We start from the raw sequence: 19,783 nt of genomic DNA on the forward strand, positions 1-19,783 counted from the left end.
GTATATTTTTATAAAAAAAAGACTATGTAACCTAATAATATATCAAGTAAATTTTTTACTTGTATAAAATTAAATTACACAGCCTATAAATTTAAATTCAAATTATTGTGCTAATAATCCGTTTGCATATTTTGCAGAATCATCTAGTGCTTGTTCTGGAGTTATATCTCCAGCTATCATCATTTGAAGTTGTTTCCATAAGTATTCATATATCTCTACTCCATGAGGTCCAACAGTCAATGGTCTATACATATGTTTATCTTTTGTTACCATTTCTTCAAATCTTGGGTCTCCTTGATATTTTTCACCTTTTGCAACTGGAGCTCTTGGTATTTCTTTATGGAAAGCTTCCATTGATTCTTTGCTTAACATATATTCAAGAAGTTTAAATCCAAGTTCTTTATTTTTACATGCTGACATTAATGTTAAATCATCTACTGATGCAAAACTACCAACTGTCTTATCTTCTAATGAAGTTACATATCCCCAGTTTAAATCTGGAAATGATTTATCAAAAGTGCTTGTAGCAGCAGAAGATAACATTATAGTAAATGCAGCTTTTCCTGGCCCAAATACACTTTCAACCATTTCATTGCTATCTTTTGATAAAGCATTGTCTGGTATATATTTTTTCATATCATTTATAAAGTTTGCAGCTTTTAAACCTTCTGCATTATTAAATTTAACTGATTTTAAATCATCATTATATATATCTCCACCAGCTTGCCATAAATAAGGATACCAGTTCCAGTTTAAGCTTCCAAATACTTTAGAACCCCAACCTTGTGCAAGACCCCACTGGTCGATTTTTCCATCTCCATCAGTATCTTTTGTTGCTTTTTCACAAATTCTTTTAAAATCATCCCATGTTTTAGGAGGCTTCTCTCCTAATTTTTCTAGTATGTCTTTATTATAATACAATACACCTGGGTTAGCAGCTTCTATAGGTAATCCATAAATACCACCCATCATTTTTGCATTATCTAAGTATAGATAATTATCTGAAGTTCCTGATTTTTCTAGATAAGGTGTCAAATCTTCAACTGCACCCATTTCTATAAATTGAGGAAACATCTCTGCATACATGTATCCTATATCTGGACCTTCACCTGCACTTATTGCAGTTGCATATTTTTCTGCATAGTTATCCCAAGGTACTATCTGGAATTCAATTTCACAATTATTTTCCTTTTCAAATTTCTCCAATATTGGTTTCCATGCATCTGCATCATGTTCTGTCAATGGTGCAGACCATACAACTAATTTTTCTTTACCATCTTTACCTTTAGAATCTTCTTTTTTTGAACATCCAGCAAGAATTGATACTGATAAAACACCTACCATCACTAAAGAAAGAATTTTTTTTAGCTTAATCATGCTTAATCCCCTTTCAGACTTTAATTTGTCTTTTTCCTCAAATATTTACAATTTAATTCAGATTTAATATTAACAAATAAGACTACCCTTGTCTAATCATAAAAAACTATACTAACTCTTACAACTATCATTTTTTTCTATATGTATTGTTTTTATTCATTTATTAAAAAACTTCTTTTACATTTCAAAATATTGCAATATATTTTTATGTCTTAGGAGTTTAAATTAGGCAAAATAAAAAGAAGTCTACTGACTTCTTTATAAGCTTACATATTATCTTCTTCTTCTTAGGAATGTAGGTATCTCCATGCTCTCATCATCGTCTTCTTCAATTATACTTGCTTTTTTAGGAGCTTCTATTTTTTCCTCAACAATTACTTCTTCTTCAATTTCTTTTACAGCTTGTTTTACTGTTGTATTTAATGAAGAACGTATGCTTGACTTAGGCTTAGTATCTAAGTCTAAAATACCACTTTGTAATCCTTCAAATCCTGTTGCGATTACTGTAATCATTATTTCATCGCCTAAGTCTTCTTTTATAGAAGCACCAAATATAACATTTGCCTCTGGGTCACAGGATTCCATAACTAAAGTAGATGCTTCATTAACTTCAAATAATCCTAAGTTAGGTCCACCAGTAACGTTAAGAAGAACTCCTTTAGCTCCTTGTATTGATGTTTCTAGAAGTGGAGACTGAATAGCTTGTCTAGCAGCATCTATTGCTCTAGTCTCACCACTAGCACTACCTATACCCATATGAGCAAGACCCTTATCTTTCATTATAGTAGTAACATCTGCAAAGTCTAGGTTTATTAACCCTTCAACTGCTATAAGGTCAGAAATTGATTGTATACCTTGTTTTAATACATCATCTGCAACTGCAAAAGCATCTAACATCGAAGTATTTTTTTGTACTATCTGTAAAAGTCTATCGTTTGGTATTGTTATAAGAGTATCAACTTTTGATTTAAGTTCTGCTATTCCACCTTCAGCATTTTTCATTCTTATCTTACCTTCAAATGCAAAAGGTTTTGTAACTACACCTACTGTAAGTATACCCATTTCTTTTGCTAAGCCTGCAACTACTGGAGCAGCTCCTGTACCAGTACCACCGCCCATTCCGGCTGTAACAAAGACCATATCAGCTCCTTGAAGCAATTTCACTATTTCGTCTTTACTCTCCTCAGCAGCCCTTTTTCCTACTTCTGGATTTGCTCCTGCACCAAGTCCTCTAGTTAATTTTTCTCCTATTTGAACTTTATATTCAGCTTTTGATGTATATAAAGCTTGTTTATCTGTATTTACTGATATAAATTCAACGCCTTTTAGTTGCGCTTCTACCATTCTATTGACAGCATTGTTTCCACCGCCACCTACACCTATTACTTTAATTTGTGCACATTCTTCTAATTCTACGTCAAAGTTTAGCATCATAAACCCCCTTCTCTCATGATTCAAAGTTATCGTATGTATTAATTATATCATTTTCTTCTTTTATTTTGTTAACCTTTAAGTAACATATTCCACAAAAACGTAAATTTTCCTTTTTAATTTTCTTACTTATATTGTCAAATATTACTCTTGAGTATAAAATAATTTACGTATATATCAAATGCTCTTTAATTTTTACGTTTCTTATTCATAATATTGCTAACAACATAACGTCTAATTATGGATAAATTATTAAATAATCTCATACCAAAAACTAATACAGCAACATAGTAAAGAGAAACACCTAATTTTTCTCCTATATAAGTCAATAATATAGCCAATATAGCATTCCCTATGAAGCCAGTAACAAAAATTACATTGTCATAGTTATCTTCAAAACTGGATTTTATCGCTCCAAAAATAGAATCCATTATTGCAAGAATAGCTACTGACATATATATGGAATAATCCATAGAATATGTAAATGGAATGTAGTAACCTACTACCACACCAAATGCCAATCCTCCTAAAACCCATATCATAAATCCTCACCTCTTTATTTTACTTTGAAACGCAACTATATTACAATCCTTTTTATTAAATTTTCTTATTTTTTCTTTATTTTTTTATATTTTTCGCTTTATTTTGCGAATAAATCCACTTTATTTCCATTATTTTCCTGTATTTTTATATTGATTCCATATATATCTTTAAGAGACTTAGCATATGATTCTGGAGAATTTATAGCAGCACTCAATAAATCTATATCTCCTATGGCTTTTATTATAAATGGTTGTCCATATGTAGTATCATTTACTGTGATAGTAGCTCCTGAACATTTTATCTTGCTAGTTGATAGTACTCTTTCTCCATTTATAGAAATTGCTTTTGCACCAGCTTTTTTTAAATCATTTAAAACTCTTAAAATATCAATGTCATGTATAATCAAGTCATTTGGATTCTGGCCATCTTTTAATTCTCTGTCACTATCCTTCATAGTAATCGTTATGCCTGGCCCTGTAACAGTTGAATAACCGCTTAATTCTTTGACTTCTTCAAGCTCTTTTTTCATAAGTGTTTGTATAGATTCATTTCCATTCTCTTTTGCTTCTTTATATTCATTCAAAGTTTTTTTGTTACTTTTAAGCGCTTCTTTTAAATGTTTTATTTCTTTCTTTGTATTTTCTATCTCACTTTCAATACTTTCAGTCTGACTCAATGTTATGTACACTTTATTTGGGTCTAGTGATTTTATATAAGTTGATATGAAAACGCCTAATATGAATGCTCCTAATATAACCATTTTCTTTTTCATACTATTAGTTCCTCTCTACTTTGTTTATATCACCATGTCCATCTATTTCTACATTGTCTTCTTTAGTTACTTTTACCTTAGCATTATAATACGTTTCTATTTCCCAGACAATACCATATTTTATATTAAGTGCAGAAGATAATGTATCAGAATCACCAATTGCTTTTATTATAATTGGCTCTTTTATAACAGTGTCATTCATGTAAAGCTTATCCTCTTTTAAATACATATATGTATTAGAAACTATTCTCTGGCCATTTATAGATATAGCACTTGCTTGTGCTGAATTTAATTTATTTATCATTGATAGTAATAAATCATAGTTATATAATATACTATCGTTTTTATCAGAGCTTCCTAAGTCTTTTACAGAATTTATCTCAACTTTTATTCCTTTGCCTTCAACATCTGTATATCCAGCTAATGTTTCATATTTTTCTATTTCTGACTTAATTATATCTTGTTCTCCTTCATCATTTTTACCTCTATAAGTCTCTATATCTTTCTTCACACTATTAATTTCTGACTGTAAATCCTCTTTTTCTTTTTTTAGAGATTTAAGTTCTTCTGTAAGTTGCTCTCCTCTTTTAAAAGTTGTCATACCTCTATTTTCTATATTAATAATTTTAAGCTGTAAACTAACAAGAACACCTAATACAATGCTTCCTATGATTATACTTTTATTTATAAATCTTTTTTTCAATATATCACTTCCTTACAATTGTCTATCCTTCAGGACTATACACAGCTAATTTTCCATAATTGAGATTTATAGTCCCTCCATTGGTATTTTTATTTTGCAGGTCAATCAGAATTTTACTTACCCTAGATATATTATAATCTAAGTTATCATCATTAGAAAGTAAGATTTTTATATTACTTCTTGTAAGCATATCTATATTGCTTTCTTTTCTTAAGTTTACATAATTTATTTTTCTATAAAGTCCTTCTTCTTTTAAAGAATTTAAAGTTTTAAATACATTCTCTTTAGTTTTATAATTTTTAAATTTTATTGCTTTATCATCATCAACGCTATAATCTACATCTACTATTAAATCTTTTTTACTTTCATTAGAACCTCTAAGTTCCTCCAACAAATTACCTTTCTTATCTATATAACAATAATTATCTTCATCTTTTAATACTGCAAAGATTTCTTTTTCTTTTAAACTTATAGTTATTTTATTTGGAAATTTTCTTTTTATTTCTACATTTTCTATATATGGATTTTTCATAAGATTATCTTTCATATATTTAAAATCATATGCAAATATATTTTCATGTAAATTTATATTTAGTTCTTTCATTATATTTGATTTAGTCACTCTCTTATTTCCTACTATATCTATTTTCTTTACATCAAATAAATCACTTTTTACAATCATACATATCCCAAAAGATAGTATAAGTATAAAGACTAAAACTATCATGACATTATTCGTATTTAACTTCCTTCTCTTTTTCAAATATAATCAACCCCTTTGGTTAATAAATACACCTTTAGAGCTTATTTTTCCTACAAGAAAATTATAATATTTAAAGTCAAATTTTTTCATTTTCTTACAAAACATCTAAATAAAATGTAAATAAATAGAAATAAATCAATATTTCATCAAAATAAATACAAAAGGATATATATATTTTTATATCTTTAGACTTGTGTACATACAAATAAACCCCTAATTTATAATAATTTAGAAAATCTAATATATTATAAATTAGGGGTAAATATTGACTTACCTTTTCTTTATTCCTATTACTTTGGCTTGACCTTCTATACTTGGAGTTGCTTCTTTTTTTATTTCTTTTACTTCTTCAACAACTTTTTCTTTTTTTGTTTTTTTAGATGATGACTTCTGCGTTGAATTGTATACTTTTATTATCTCATCGTATATAAGGTCTATGGCTTCAGGTTTCCCTATAGTTTTGCTTGCATTTGCCATATCAACCAAAAGTTCTCTATCTCCTAAAAGTTTAAATACTGCTGTATTCAGGCTCTCTGGAGTTAGGTTTTTTTCTAAAATTGCAATCCCTGCCCCTTGCTTTTCTATACTTTTAGCATTATACTCTTGATGATTTTCAGCAGTATATGCTTTAGGTATTATTATAGATGGCTTTCCAAGAGCTGTTATTTCAGCTAATGAAATTGCTCCTGCACTACCTATAACTAAGTCACTTGCTGCAAGTGCATTTGCCATATCTTCCAAGTAAGGTACAACTTTTTGGTATGGCTTAAGATTTATATCGCTAATACTTTCCATAAACTCATCATAATAGCTTTTCCCTGTGGCAAATATAAAAGCTATATCTTCATTTACCATGTTCTTTATTACAAGTCTCATTGCATCATTTATTTTCCTTGAGCCTCCACTACCACCATAACAAAGAACCATTCTTTTTTCTTCACTTATTGCAAGATTCTTTCTTGCAATATTTTTTCTTGATAATAAAATTTCTTTTCTAACTGGATTTCCTGTAAAAACTAGTTTTTCTTCTGCTGCCTCTGGAAATCTTTTATGTGAATCTTCAAAACTTGTAAGTACCTTAGTAACCGTTTTAGATAAAATCTTATTGGTTACACCAGGAAAAGAATTTTGCTCATGTATTATGGCTGGTATTTTCCCCATAGACGCATTAAATAAAACGGGTCCACTAACATATCCACCAGTTCCTATAACTACATCTGGTTTAAACTTCTTAACAATCTTTCTTGATTGCTCCAAACCTTTAAAAAGCTTAAAAACTCTTTTTACATTATCAAAGTCTATTTTTCGCTTGAATCCTTGTACTGTTACAGTCTTTAATTCAAATCCATACTTAGGAACTATTTCTGATTCTATTCCTTTTTCCGTCCCAACAAAAATTATCTCAGCGTCTGGATGCTCATCTCTTATTTTGTTAGCAATAGCTATAGCTGGATACACGTGTCCTCCAGTTCCACCGCCTGATAATAAAACTTTCATCAAATCATCATCTCCTGTTAATTAATTTTGACATGCTTTGAGATGTTTAACACTATGCCTATAGCTCCCATAAAGATGGTGAGCGAGGTTCCCCCATAACTTATAAATGGTAGTGCCACACCTGTAGCTGGCATTGATGATGTTGCAACTGCTATATTTAAAGCTGCTTGTATTCCAATTTGTGCCCCTATACCTATGACAACCATACAAGCAAATACATTAGAAGTCTTCAAAGCTATTCTTACACATCTGTAGACCAAGGCTACAAATAGCATAATAACTATTATACAACCAATCAATCCTAACTCTTCTCCTATTATAGCAAATATAAAGTCATTTTGTGGCTCTGGTATATAAAAATACTTTTGTTTACTCTTTCCTAAGCCTAAACCAAACAATCCACCTGAACCAAGTGCATATAAACCTTGTATTACCTGATACCCCTTGCCAAGAGGGTCTTGAAAAGGGTCTAAAAACGATGTGACACGGCTAAGTCTATAAGGTTCAGCAATTACCAATGCAGCAAATAAAGCAGCCCCACTTCCAATCATAGCAAATACAATTTTCATATCCATTCCAGCAACAAATATCATTACAAACGTAACTAAAATTACAGTACCTGCTGTTGATAGATTTGGCTGAAGTATTATCAACGCAAAAAATATCCCTGGAACTACGAGAAGTGGTACAACACCTTTTGTCAAAGATTTTATCTTATCATAATTTTTTTCAATTAATTTTGCAGTTAATATTATTGTAGCAAACTTAGCTATTTCTGCGGGCTGAAATGTTAAGGCACCTATTCCTAACCATCTTTTTGCTCCGTTTGCTTCTATCCCTAAAGGGGTTAAAACTAACAATAATAATACTACTGCTATAGCTCCAATTGCTGTAGCATTTTTCTTCCAAAAACTATAATCTATCCTTGATGTAATAATCATAACTATAAACCCAAGTATAGCATATATTACATTCTTTTTTAGAAAATAGTACGCATCATTGTGTTTAAATGAAGATTGTATAAAACTTGCACTAAACACCATAACTATTCCTACAAATACTAAAAGCATAGTAGTATAAAATACTACTCCATCAAATTCAGTCTTCATCCTTATGTCAATTTGTTTTTTCAAATTTTCTTTAGGCATCCAACTAATATACCTCCATTCTTCCATTTAAGTAAGTTTAGAGGTAAGAGATTATTTTAAATTGTTTACATTATCTTTGAAGTCTTTTCCTCTTACTTCAAAACTTTCATACATATCCCAACTTGCACAAGCTGGTGAAAGAAGCACTATATCTCCACTTTTTGAAATCTCATGAGAAGTATTAACTGCTTCTTCCATATCTTTTACTATATGTATGTCATTAAATCCTTTATTTTTTGCACAATTTTCTATCTTTGATGCAGTTTCTCCTAACAAGACTACTGATTTAACATATGACTTTGCAGTTTCAAAAAGTTCATCAAAATTACTGCCTTTATCCATTCCTCCTGCTATAAGTATTATTGGTCTATTGTAAGACTGTACAGCTTTTATAGTAGAGTCTGGATTAGTCCCTTTTGAATCATTTACATATATTACATTGTCTAAGTTTCGTACAAACTCTTGTCTGTGTTCAACGCCTTTAAATGTCATCAATACATCTCTTATAACGTCTAAATCAACTTTACAGACATATGCTATTGCTATAGCTGCCATACAGTTTTCTAAATTATGACCTCCAGGTAAACTTACATCATCTTTATTTAGAAATTTGATTTTATCATCTATATCTATTATTATGTCATTATTTTCTAAATATACTCCTCCATTTACTTTTTGAGTTCTTGAAAAGTAAATTACTTTAGCATTACATTTGTCAGTTAGACTTTTTACTGTCTCATCATCATAGTTTAATATACAAAAATCTTCAGCAGTTTGATTCATAAATATATTTGCTTTTACTTCTATATATTTTTCCATAGTGTGATGTCTGTTTAAATGGTCTTCTGTGATATTTAGTATAGCACTTACTTTAGGTCTAAATTCATCTATACTCTCAAGTTGAAAACTGCTTAGTTCAGTTACAAGCACAGACTCTTCATTTGAAGTTTCTATAGTATCTATTACAGGATTTCCTATATTACCAACTACATATGTATCTCTTTTTGCTCTCGAAAAAATTTCTCCTACCAGGCTAGTTGTAGTTGTCTTACCATTTGTACCTGTAATCCCTATAAAAGTTGGATTATTTGATAATTTAAAAGCTAATTCTACTTCACCAATTATATACTTACCCGAATTTTTTAATTTCAAGATAAATGGTAGGTCTAGTGGTACCCCTGGAGATACTACTACCATATCTATACTATCTACATCCTCTGGATGATGTCCTAATATGTATTCTATGTCATTTATAGATTTCAATTCATCAAGTATGTTTTTCAATTTATTTTCATCTTTAATATCATTCACTATTATACTTGCACCTAATTTATCTAAATGTTTAATTGTAGATATACCAGTTTTTGCAAGTCCTACTAATAAAACTTTTTTTCCTTTTAAGTTCATTTTTAATTCCCCCTAGGCCTAAAATACTGCTATTATACTTATCCAAGCTAAAACAACTGTGATAATCCAAAAAACGAATACAACCCTTGTCTCTGGCCAACCACATTGTTCAAAGTGATGGTGTATTGGAGCCATCTTAAAGAATCTCTTTCTTGTCGCTTTAAAATATCCAACTTGAATCAAAACCGATAGAGCTTCTGCAAAATAAATTCCTCCAATTATAGGTATTATAAGCACTGAATTAGTTAGAACTGAAAATGCTACAACTGCTCCACCTAATGCCATTGAACCCGTATCTCCCATAAATACCCTTGCTGGATATGAATTAAATCCTAAAAAGCCTAAACATGCTCCGACAGTTGCTGCTGCTAAAACTGCAACTTCTGTGTTTCCAGCAATAGAACTTGCAAATAGCATAAAAAATACAGAAACTATTAAAGTTACTCCTGACGCCAATCCATCTAAACCATCAGTTAAATTCACAGCATTTACTATTGCTACGATTATAAACATCATTATTGGTATATATAATATTCCAACATTTATTACAAAATCTGTAAATGGTATCATAAGTTGTGAAGCACTTGATGATGATGTATACTGATAAAAAGCAACATAAAAAGATAATGCAACTTGAAGGATTATTTTTTGATATGCTTTTAGTCCAAGTGATCTTTTTAACTTTATTTTTATAAAGTCGTCTAAAAAACCAATAAAACCAAAACCAGCAATACATATAAGACCTACTGCCATATCATGACTAACTTTTACTCTTGTAAGTCCAGTTATTAGAATTGCAACTATCATTATAATTCCACCCATAGTAGGTGTTCCATTTTTAGCTAGATGTGTTTGAGGTCCATCATCTCTAACTGTCTGACCAAATTTAAATTTTCTAAGCATTGGTATAAATATTGGTCCTATTATAATTACTATTAAAAACGCAATCAATGCGGTGTACGTAAGCTCTGTTATTCCTAACATCGTAAAACTCCTCTCCCTTGTCAATCAACTCATTAGTTTAAGCTTATTTATTTAGATATTCGACTATTTTTTCTAATCTCATGCCTCTTGAGCCTTTTACTAAAATAGTGTCTCCTGTTTTTACTAATTCGTCTAACTTGTTAAGTACTTCTTCTCTATTCTCAAAGTGATATATATTGGCTGGGTTGAATCCTAATTGTTTTGCCTCTTCTCCAATAAACACTGATTTTTCACCTATAGTTATTATAACATCAGTATTATTCATAGATGATTTTCCTACTAATCTATGACCATACTCTGAAATTTCACCCATTTCTAGTATATCTCCAAGTATTGCTACCCTTCTACCTTTATATCTTCCAAGTATCTTTAAAGCAGCATCCATAGAATCTGGACTAGCATTATATGAATCATTAATTATTGTTAATTTTTCATTTTTTATTATATCTAGTCTCATTTTTGTCCCTTTGAAATTTTTTAAACCTTTTTTTATATAATCTAAAGAAATATTTAGACACATTCCAACCAATATTGCAGACATAGCATTATATATATTATGTTCTCCTATTGTTGGTATAAATATTTCCTCTTTTTTTCCATCTATAACGCATATAAATGTAAGACTATCTTCTTCCATAGTGTAACTTTCACAATAAATATCATTATTTTTGTTGAATCCAAATGTTTTTAGTTTATATACATGTTCTTTTTCTTTTAATGTAGATAAAAACTTATCATCTCCATTTACAATTAAAGTATTTGTTTCATTAAAGTTAGAAGTAATTTCCATCTTTGCTTTTAAAATACCTTCTTGTGAACCTAGTTTTTCTACATGTGATAATCCTATGTTTGATATTACTGCAATTTTTGGATTTACTATATCTACTAGATATTTTATTTCATTAAATCCAGACATTCCCATCTCTATTACAGCACACTCATGTTCTTTATTTAAATTAAATAAAGTCAATGGAACTCCAAAATGATTATTTAAGTTCTTTTCATTTTTTAATATGTTTAGTTTTGCAGATATGGCAGAATATATCATATCTCTAGTCGTAGTTTTTCCTACACTACCTGTAACACCTATAAATGGAATATCAAATTTTTCTTTATAATATCTTGAGATATCTCCTAGGGCTAAAGATGTATCTTTTACCTCTATTAAATTTATATCCGAACTTTCTAATTTTATTCCATTACTTTCACTTTTTATAAAAGTTTTGCATCCATTATCATATGCAGACTTTATAAATGTATGCCCATCTAAATTTTCTCCAACTATGGCTACAAATGCATTTTGGGCATTTGCTTCCCTGCTATCTATAACTATATCACTTACACAGTCATTATAATCTCCATATATTAACTTCCCATTAGTTGCAAGTACTAACTCTTTTATTGTTAAGCACTCCATTATCAAACTCCTCCTTTAAAACCTTAGTTATATTGTCTTAGCAACAAAAGGCAATGTATACCGTTATATATACATTGCCTACGATAACTCTTAACTTTATAATTATATACTATATTTCTGTTTTTTTGAAGATGTTTATGGGTATATGTTAATTATCTGTTACTTTTTACTTTTCAAAATATAGTGTTATACTTGAATCCTCATTAACTTTTACTCCAGGTTTTGGGAAGATATCTTTTACCTTTGTATTCTCTGGAAGCTCTATATCTGTATCTAAGTCTGGTTTTAACTTCGCATCTTCTAACGCCTTTACAGCATCACCTATTTTTAAATTTCTTACATCTGGGACTTGAACTTGTTTCTTTTCATATTCAGCTTTTTCTTCTTCTTTATATACTGGTTTAACGCCTAAATATTTTAAGGAATCATTCATTATTTCCTTTACTATTGGCCCTGCTGTAGTACTACCAAATGCACTCACTCCTGTTGGCTCATCAACAATAGCAAGAACTACAATTTGAGGGTCATCACAAGGTGCTATTCCAACAAATGAACATATATATTTTCCTGGAGCATACTTACCATCTATAACTTTTTGAGCTGTACCAGTTTTTCCACCAAGTCTGTAACCTGGTATATATGCTATCTTTCCTCCACCTTCACTTACAACTGACTCTGCAATTTCTAACATTTTCTTAGATGTTTCTTTAGATATAACACTTCTTACTTTTTTTGGTTTTACTGTTTCAGTTATATTACCTTTGTTATCAGTATAAGATTTTACCACTCTTGGTTGCATTAAATCTCCACCATTTGCTATTGATGATATAGCTGTTATAAGTTGTATTGGAGTCACTGATATAGATTGACCAAACGATATTGTAGCCAGTTCAACTGGACCTACATTTTTTTCGTTATACAGTATTCCTTTAGCTTCTCCTGGTAAATCAATTCCAGTCTTATCCATAAGACCAAAAGATTCTATATAATCATACATTTTTCCAACACCTAATCTACTTCCTAACTCAACAAATACAGGGTTGCAAGAGTTTTGTACTGCTTGTTTAAACTCTTGTGTTCCATGAGGTCTATAGTGTCTCCAACATTTAATCTTTCTTCCTCCAACAGTTACACTACCTGTACAGGTGAATTTCTCACCATCTTTAATCACTCCTTCTTCAAGAGCACTAGAAGATGTGATAAGTTTAAACGTAGAACCTGGCTCATATGTATCACTTACTGCTGGATTTCTCCACATTTGATAATAACCTTTTATTTTTTCTTTATCATTATACTTTTCAAGTTCTTCTTGATAATATGGATATATTGGTGTTCTAGAATCATTAGGGTCATAGTCTGGTTTTGATGCTAGAGCAAGGATATCACCAGTTTTAGGATTCATAGCTATTGCAGTAACCTTTTTTGCATTGTTTATCTCATAAGCTTTTTGTACTGCTTTTTCAGTATAGTGTTGAATTACTTCGTCTATAGACAAAACAAGCCCATTACCTTGAACAGGTTCATAATATTTTTCCATTCCTTGTGGTATTTCTCTACCTGAAGCATCAGTACTTACTATTAATTTTCCAGGTTTTCCTTTTAATTTTTTATCATATTGCATTTCTATACCAGATATACCTGTTGCATCTGAAGAAGTATGTCCTAGTACATATGGTGCAAAATTTCCATATGGATAATATCTTTGATTATCTTCTGCTACCCATATTCCACCTAATTTAGCATCTCTTATTTGAGTTGCCTTATCATCATCTATCCATCTTTTAACTTTTACAAGAGCCATATTCTTTTTGCTTATTAAAGCATAAATATCTTTATAGTCTTCATCCAAGATATCAGCTACCTTTTGAGCTGCTTCTTTTTTGTCTTCTACTTCTACAGGTTTGCACCATACAGTGTACTTAGTTACACTTACTGCTAACTCTTTCATATTTCTATCATATATAGTTCCTCTTTTAGGTTCTATTGGTATATCTCTGGTCTGTTGTTCTAGTGCTTTTGTGCTTAACCAATTTCCTTTCATAAGTTGTAGGTATCCAGTCCTGATAACAAGACAAAAAAACAATGCACATGCTAGAATAAGAACGAGTACCAATCTTTTTTTACTTATCCTCTTTACTTTTCTCAAATCTATTCCCCCTAGTTATCCACATCTATATACTTTATTTGTCCATCTTTTGGATAGTCCATATTGAGCAATTCTTTTGCCTTTAGCTCAATTTCTTTTATCGATGTTTTTTCAGTTTCTTTTGCCTTTAGTTCCTCTAGTACTATCTCTTTTTTTCTTAAATCTTTTTGTAAATAATAAATGTCATATTTCATTTCTGAGATTTTTGAATAACCACATAGATTCAATATTATTACTATAAAGGTTGTAATCAATAAAATACATTTAGTCCCTATTTTTTTATTATTTCTCTTTTTATAATTATTCTTTTTCTTATTTTTATATTCATTTAGATTATGTATTTTATAATTTTTTTTCAAATTATCACCCCGATAATATAGATTTTAGATTTTCCTCTATACTATATTTGTTATTATTCATATCTCTTCCTCTAAAATTCAATTGCTAAATTAATACACTATTGAACAATCTAATTGTAATTTTTTCTATACACAACAAAAAAACCTATAAATTCACTTATACTCTTATATTGAATCTATAGGTTATATACTAATTTTTATTTATTTTTATTACTTATATTATATTAAGATAATATTTTCCATAAGTACAATATGCAACTAGTTTATCTATTTTCTATTACTAATCTCTTCATTATATTATCTATCTCGATATTTTTGTATTTCAATCTTCATAACTTATATCAGTAACAAAAATATACCTTATACCATCAACTGTATCGCAATTACCTTTTAATGCAACATAATCTATCATACTTTTTAATTGTGTATAATAGCTCTCATTTACACAAGCTTATTCTTTAATTCTAGATTGTAAAAGTTATATTTTTTCTGCTACTCTTAACTTAGCACTTCTTGAACGTGGATTTACTTCTATTTCTTCATCACTTGGTAATATTGGTTTTCTAGTTATTATTTTTACCTCAGATTCTTTATCACACTGGCATATAGGCAAATGCTGTGGGCATATACAATCTGATGCTAGATATTTAAATGCATTCTTTACTATTCTATCTTCCAATGAATGAAATGTTATTATACATATTCTTCCACCATCATTCATTATAGAAGAAGCATCATTTATCATCTTCGTAATTACTCCAAGCTCATTATTTACTTCTATTCGTATAGCTTGAAAAGTTCTTTTAGCTGGATGAGGTCCATCTATTCTAGCTTTTTTAGGAATGGCTTTTTTAATTACATCTACCAATTCACCTGTAGTTTCTATTGGTTTATTTGCTCTTTCTTCAACTATAAATTTAGCTATACGTTTAGCCCAGTTGTCTTCACCATAATCTTTTATTATCTTAGCAAGTTCATCTTCTGTATAAGTATTTACAACATCATATGCAGAAAACTCACATCTGACATCCATCCTCATATCAAGTGGTGCATCTTGCATATAAGAAAAACCTCTATCGGCTTCATCAAGTTGATGAGATGATACTCCTAAATCTGCTAGTACCCCATCAATCCTGTGAACTCCTATTTTTTCTAACTCTTCTTTTATATTTTCAAAATTGCTATGAACAAACTTTACTCTACCTTCATATTCACTCAATCTCTCTCTTGCTGTATTTATAGCATTTTTATCTTGGTCAAATCCTATAAATAATCCTTTATCTGATAGTTTTTTTACTATCTCTTTAGAATGACCTCCTCCTCCCATAGTACAGTCTACATATACTCCATCTGGCTTTATATTTAAATTTTCTATACACTCATTTAAAAGAACTGATACGTGATGAAATTCCATAGTTACCTCCCTTAAATTCACTATTTAAACTATTGTTCACTAATATTGTTTTTATTTCTCTTTGATAAATAAATATGTGCAATTATACCACCAATAACTCCAATTAGACTTATAACTTGTGCCATTCTAAGTGGTCCTAACATTAAACTATCTGTTCTTAATCCCTCTATAAAAAATCTTCCAATTGAATATAGAGTTACATAAGTAACTATAACTTGACCTTCATATTTTTTATTTTTTCTAAATAGCAATAAAATTATAAATATGCCAAAATCCCATATAGATTCATATAGAAAAGTTGGATGCACCTTTACTCCATCAACCATTATTCCCCAAGGTAAATTAGTCGCACCTCCATGTGCTTCTCCATTAATAAAATTACCCCATCTTCCTATAGCTTGTGCTAAAGGCATTCCAAGTATAACTGTATCAGCCATTTTTAAGAAGTTAATATTTTTGACCTTAGTGTATATATAACCTGCTAATATTCCACCAATTAAACCTCCATGTATAGCAAGTCCGCCACCTCTAAAGTTGAAGATTTGAGACATATTTTGAGCATAATAACTCCAATTAAATACTACATAATAGATTCTTGCACAGATTAATCCAGCTGGAATGGCTATTATAGCTACATTTAATACATCGTCTTCTTTAATGCCTACTCTTTTTGATTCTTTTATTGCAATTAAAGTCCCTAAAATCATTCCACATGCCATAAGAATTCCATACCACATGATGTCTATTCCAAACAGTGTAAATGCCACTCTATCCATAACTTCACCTCTTCGTATTAATTAAAAATATTTCCAAAGCAATATATTATCTTTACAATTAATTGTAATTATACTAAATTATGATAACATATTAATGTTAATTCTACAAAAAATATTAAAATCAATTCTACAAATACCTATAATATACTACATATATTATACCAATATAATTGCTATAAAATTCTTTAAAATCAAAGAGATTGGTACATTTATGCACCAACCTCTTATACATTTTTATATACGATTCTTAAATTTTTCAACTTAATTTACATAAATTTATTTCTTATTTAAACAAGATAAGTATTCAAACTTACGATTTAGCATTTATCTAGTTATTCTTATTATATTAAATCTTTATTTAGGTTCTACAATAGAAATAACACAATACTCTTCTTTAAAGTGTTCTTTTAATCTTTCTTCCACTTCATCAAAAGTAATATCTTTAATAACATCTAAATAATCCAATATATTTATATCCTTAAATATATAAGATATAAAACTGTTTGCTATAAAGTTTATTGAATCAAAGCATTTAATAAAAGAACCAATTTTTTTCTTCTTAGTTCTTTCAAATTCCGCTTTAGATAAACCTTCTTTTTTTGAGTTTTCTATATACTCAATAATTATATCTTTTACCTTTTTAGGTTCCTTAGAATCTCCTGCTATTATACTAAAAGCATAATCTACTTGAGATGAAAATCCAGCTCCAAAATTTTCATTTATTAATCCTTGCATATATAAATCTTCATAAAGTTTACTTCCTTTTTTAAATAACATACCTACAAGTATGTCAGTTACAATCTCTTTACGTAAAAGCTCTTTTCCTTTTAAACCAACATTACTATCTTTAAATCCTATATTAAACATAGGCATAGATATAGGAAATTTTTCTATGACTTCTTTTTCTTTTACACTTTTAGGTTCTTCTGGATAAAACCTTTCTATACTCTTAGAAAGTTTATCTACATCATAGTTATTTGATTTTTTAGTTACATCTATAACTTTTTCTACATCCAAATCACCAACAACAAATAAAGCCATATTTCCTGGATTATAAAAAGTATTGTAACATTTATATAGTTCTTCTTTAGTTATTTTATATATGCTATCTACTGTTCCTGCTATGTCAATTCTAGCAGGATAATTTACATACATTGCCTTCAAACAATTAAAATATACATTCCAGTCAGCGTCATCATTATACATTTTTATTTCTTGTGCTATTATACCTTTTTCCTTTTCAACATTTTCATCTGTAAAATAAGGTGTTTGTACATAGTCAATTAAATGTTCTAAACTCTCATAAAAATTTTCAGTAGCAGAAAATAAGTATGCTGTCATTGTAAAATTAGTAAATGCATTTGCATTTACTCCTAATTTAGAAAATTTATCAAATGCATCTCCTCCATCAGGTTGTTCAAACATTTTATGCTCTAGAAAGTGTGCTATTCCTTCATTTACTCTAATTTTTTTATCTTCTCCAATTGGTATAAATTCCAAATCATTTGAGCCATAATTAGTAGCCAAAATAGCATATTTTTTAGTAAAACCTCTTTTAGGCATAAAATATACATCTAGCCCATTTTGTAATTTTTCATAATAAACTTCTTCTCTTAATATATCATTAACTATTTTTTCCATAGACATTTCCTCCATTAATTTCTCAAAAAGTATATAGTATCAAGCTCTATACCTTTTATAGCTTCCACTATATCCTCTTTAGTAACTTTTTCTATACTAGATATTATGTCTTCTACTTCAGAATTTGTCTTTGACATAGACTGAGAAAAAGCAAAATCAGACATACCACCTATATTATCCGTTATAGATTTCATAGAGTTAACTAAGGCAAGTTTACTGTTTTCTAATTCTTCATCAGATATATCTCCTGCTTTTATACTTTCTACTTGTTCTTTTATCAGTTTCACAGCTTTATCATAATCTTTAGTTTCTATACCAGAAGATATAAACATAATACTTTTATATTTTTCTATTGAAGAAAATATATAATAACATAAACTTTCTTTTTCTCTTACATTCACAAATAATTTAGAATGAGGTCCGCCACCTAATACATTGCTTCCCACAACAAGAGCATAATATTTATCTGTATCTGCATAATCTATATTTGCTCTATAACCCATAACTAGCTTACCTTGAGTTATTTCCATTTGTTCATCTACAACTTTTACTTCATCTACATTTTTTATAAAATCTGCTCTTGGTATATCTATAATATCTTCTCTTTCAAATTTTAGATTCTTACTTATTATATCTATAACTTTATCTTCATCAAAATCACCTTCTACAACTATATCTATTGGTGATGTTTTAAGTATATTTTTATAATGTTCATATAAATCTTTTGGAGTTATACTATCTATTTCATCTTCATAACCAAATTCACTTATACTATATCTTTCATCTTTACACATAGCCTCAATACATTTGTCTTGTGCATATTCTTTTTTATCATTTATTACTGATTGTATTTTTTCCCTTAAATTTTCTTTTTCAATGTTTAAATACTCTTCTTTAAATCCACCATCTACAACAAGCGTGTTATTTATTACTTCATTAAAAAATTCCACTACTTCTTCAAATATACTCTCATCTAAATATTTTTCACTTATATTAATTATTTTGAAACTCAATACTTGGCGTTCTCCACGCTTTACAGCATCAGCTCCCATAGATGAACCATATAAATCATCTAACTTATTAGATATTGCTCTAGCACTAGGATATTTTTCACTTCCACTTGCTATTATTGATGGAATTAGAGCATTTTTTGTAGTTTCTTTTTCATCAAGTAATCTTTGAACATATAAACTTATAAGATTTGATTTAAACTTTTCTGTTTTTATCAAAGTAAGATTAATATTATTACCCAAATTTATTATTTTCTTAGTATTAACCATATGTACCTCCTATTTTTATTTAAACATCAATTTTCAAATTGAAATTTATTTATTTTCTAATTGTATATACTAACATATAAAAACCTTCTATTTAATTATATCCTTTTTATTATTTTCTAAAAGCA

At 29.1% G+C, this 19,783-nt stretch carries 17 protein-coding genes; all 17 read right to left on the bottom strand.

All coding sequences use genetic code 11. The features are described from left to right. Positions 1-102 precede the first annotated feature (102 nt). Positions 103-1,377 (bottom strand): ABC transporter substrate-binding protein, encoded by a 1,275-nt coding sequence (locus ACTG45_RS14690; RefSeq protein ID WP_479919257.1) that lies wholly within the window; start codon positions 1,375-1,377, stop codon positions 103-105. 273 nt (positions 1,378-1,650) lie between these two features. After that, complete coding sequence (ftsZ, locus tag ACTG45_RS14695) at positions 1,651-2,808, bottom strand: cell division protein FtsZ (protein ID WP_021385415.1); 1,158 nt, start codon at positions 2,806-2,808, stop codon at positions 1,651-1,653. 188 nt (positions 2,809-2,996) lie between these two features. Further along, complete coding sequence (locus tag ACTG45_RS14700) at positions 2,997-3,350, bottom strand: small basic family protein (protein ID WP_021385508.1); 354 nt, start codon at positions 3,348-3,350, stop codon at positions 2,997-2,999. Positions 3,351-3,448: 98 nt separating this feature from the next. Beyond that, positions 3,449-4,123, bottom strand: coding sequence for a DUF881 domain-containing protein (locus ACTG45_RS14705; RefSeq protein WP_021385504.1), 675 nt, complete (start codon positions 4,121-4,123; stop codon positions 3,449-3,451). A 4-nt stretch (positions 4,124-4,127) separates the two neighbouring features. After that, entirely contained in the window at positions 4,128-4,826 is a 699-nt protein-coding gene (locus ACTG45_RS14710; protein ID WP_021385446.1) for a DUF881 domain-containing protein, read from the bottom strand. Positions 4,827-4,848: 22 nt separating this feature from the next. After that, positions 4,849-5,589, bottom strand: coding sequence for a cell division protein FtsQ/DivIB (locus tag ACTG45_RS14715; RefSeq protein WP_479919258.1), 741 nt, complete (start codon positions 5,587-5,589; stop codon positions 4,849-4,851). Positions 5,590-5,859: 270 nt separating this feature from the next. Then, positions 5,860-7,086 (bottom strand): undecaprenyldiphospho-muramoylpentapeptide beta-N-acetylglucosaminyltransferase, encoded by a 1,227-nt coding sequence (gene murG / locus ACTG45_RS14720; RefSeq protein WP_021385369.1) that lies wholly within the window; start codon positions 7,084-7,086, stop codon positions 5,860-5,862. Positions 7,087-7,103: 17 nt separating this feature from the next. Next, a complete protein-coding gene (spoVE, locus tag ACTG45_RS14725) occupies positions 7,104-8,234 on the bottom strand; it encodes a stage V sporulation protein E (protein WP_021385452.1) in 1,131 nt (376 codons plus the stop codon). A 51-nt stretch (positions 8,235-8,285) separates the two neighbouring features. Further along, positions 8,286-9,641 carry a UDP-N-acetylmuramoyl-L-alanine--D-glutamate ligase gene (murD, locus tag ACTG45_RS14730; protein WP_479919259.1) on the bottom strand — a complete coding sequence of 452 codons (1,356 nt, stop codon included), beginning with the start codon at positions 9,639-9,641 and terminating at the stop codon, positions 8,286-8,288. 18 nt (positions 9,642-9,659) lie between these two features. Then, entirely contained in the window at positions 9,660-10,625 is a 966-nt protein-coding gene (gene mraY, locus ACTG45_RS14735) for a phospho-N-acetylmuramoyl-pentapeptide-transferase (protein WP_021385460.1), read from the bottom strand. 43 nt (positions 10,626-10,668) lie between these two features. Then, positions 10,669-12,042, bottom strand: coding sequence for a UDP-N-acetylmuramoyl-tripeptide--D-alanyl-D-alanine ligase (locus tag ACTG45_RS14740; protein ID WP_479917275.1), 1,374 nt, complete (start codon positions 12,040-12,042; stop codon positions 10,669-10,671). 166 nt (positions 12,043-12,208) lie between these two features. Next, positions 12,209-14,188 (bottom strand): stage V sporulation protein D, encoded by a 1,980-nt coding sequence (locus ACTG45_RS14745; RefSeq protein WP_479917276.1) that lies wholly within the window; start codon positions 14,186-14,188, stop codon positions 12,209-12,211. A gap of 11 nt (positions 14,189-14,199) precedes the next feature. After that, complete coding sequence (locus ACTG45_RS14750; protein WP_021385411.1) at positions 14,200-14,547, bottom strand: hypothetical protein; 348 nt, start codon at positions 14,545-14,547, stop codon at positions 14,200-14,202. A gap of 478 nt (positions 14,548-15,025) precedes the next feature. After that, a complete protein-coding gene (rsmH, locus tag ACTG45_RS14755) occupies positions 15,026-15,961 on the bottom strand; it encodes a 16S rRNA (cytosine(1402)-N(4))-methyltransferase RsmH (RefSeq protein ID WP_479919260.1) in 936 nt (311 codons plus the stop codon). A 29-nt stretch (positions 15,962-15,990) separates the two neighbouring features. Continuing rightward, positions 15,991-16,737 (bottom strand): prolipoprotein diacylglyceryl transferase, encoded by a 747-nt coding sequence (lgt, locus tag ACTG45_RS14760; protein ID WP_479917277.1) that lies wholly within the window; start codon positions 16,735-16,737, stop codon positions 15,991-15,993. A gap of 354 nt (positions 16,738-17,091) precedes the next feature. Then, positions 17,092-18,378, bottom strand: a complete 1,287-nt coding sequence (gene yfmH, locus ACTG45_RS14765) for an EF-P 5-aminopentanol modification-associated protein YfmH (protein ID WP_021385478.1) — start codon at positions 18,376-18,378, stop codon at positions 17,092-17,094. A gap of 14 nt (positions 18,379-18,392) precedes the next feature. Then, a complete protein-coding gene (yfmF, locus tag ACTG45_RS14770) occupies positions 18,393-19,658 on the bottom strand; it encodes an EF-P 5-aminopentanol modification-associated protein YfmF (RefSeq protein WP_479919261.1) in 1,266 nt (421 codons plus the stop codon). Between the last annotated feature and the right edge of the window lie 125 nt (positions 19,659-19,783).

The sequence above is a fragment of the Clostridioides sp. LIBA-7602 genome, assembly GCF_056688945.1.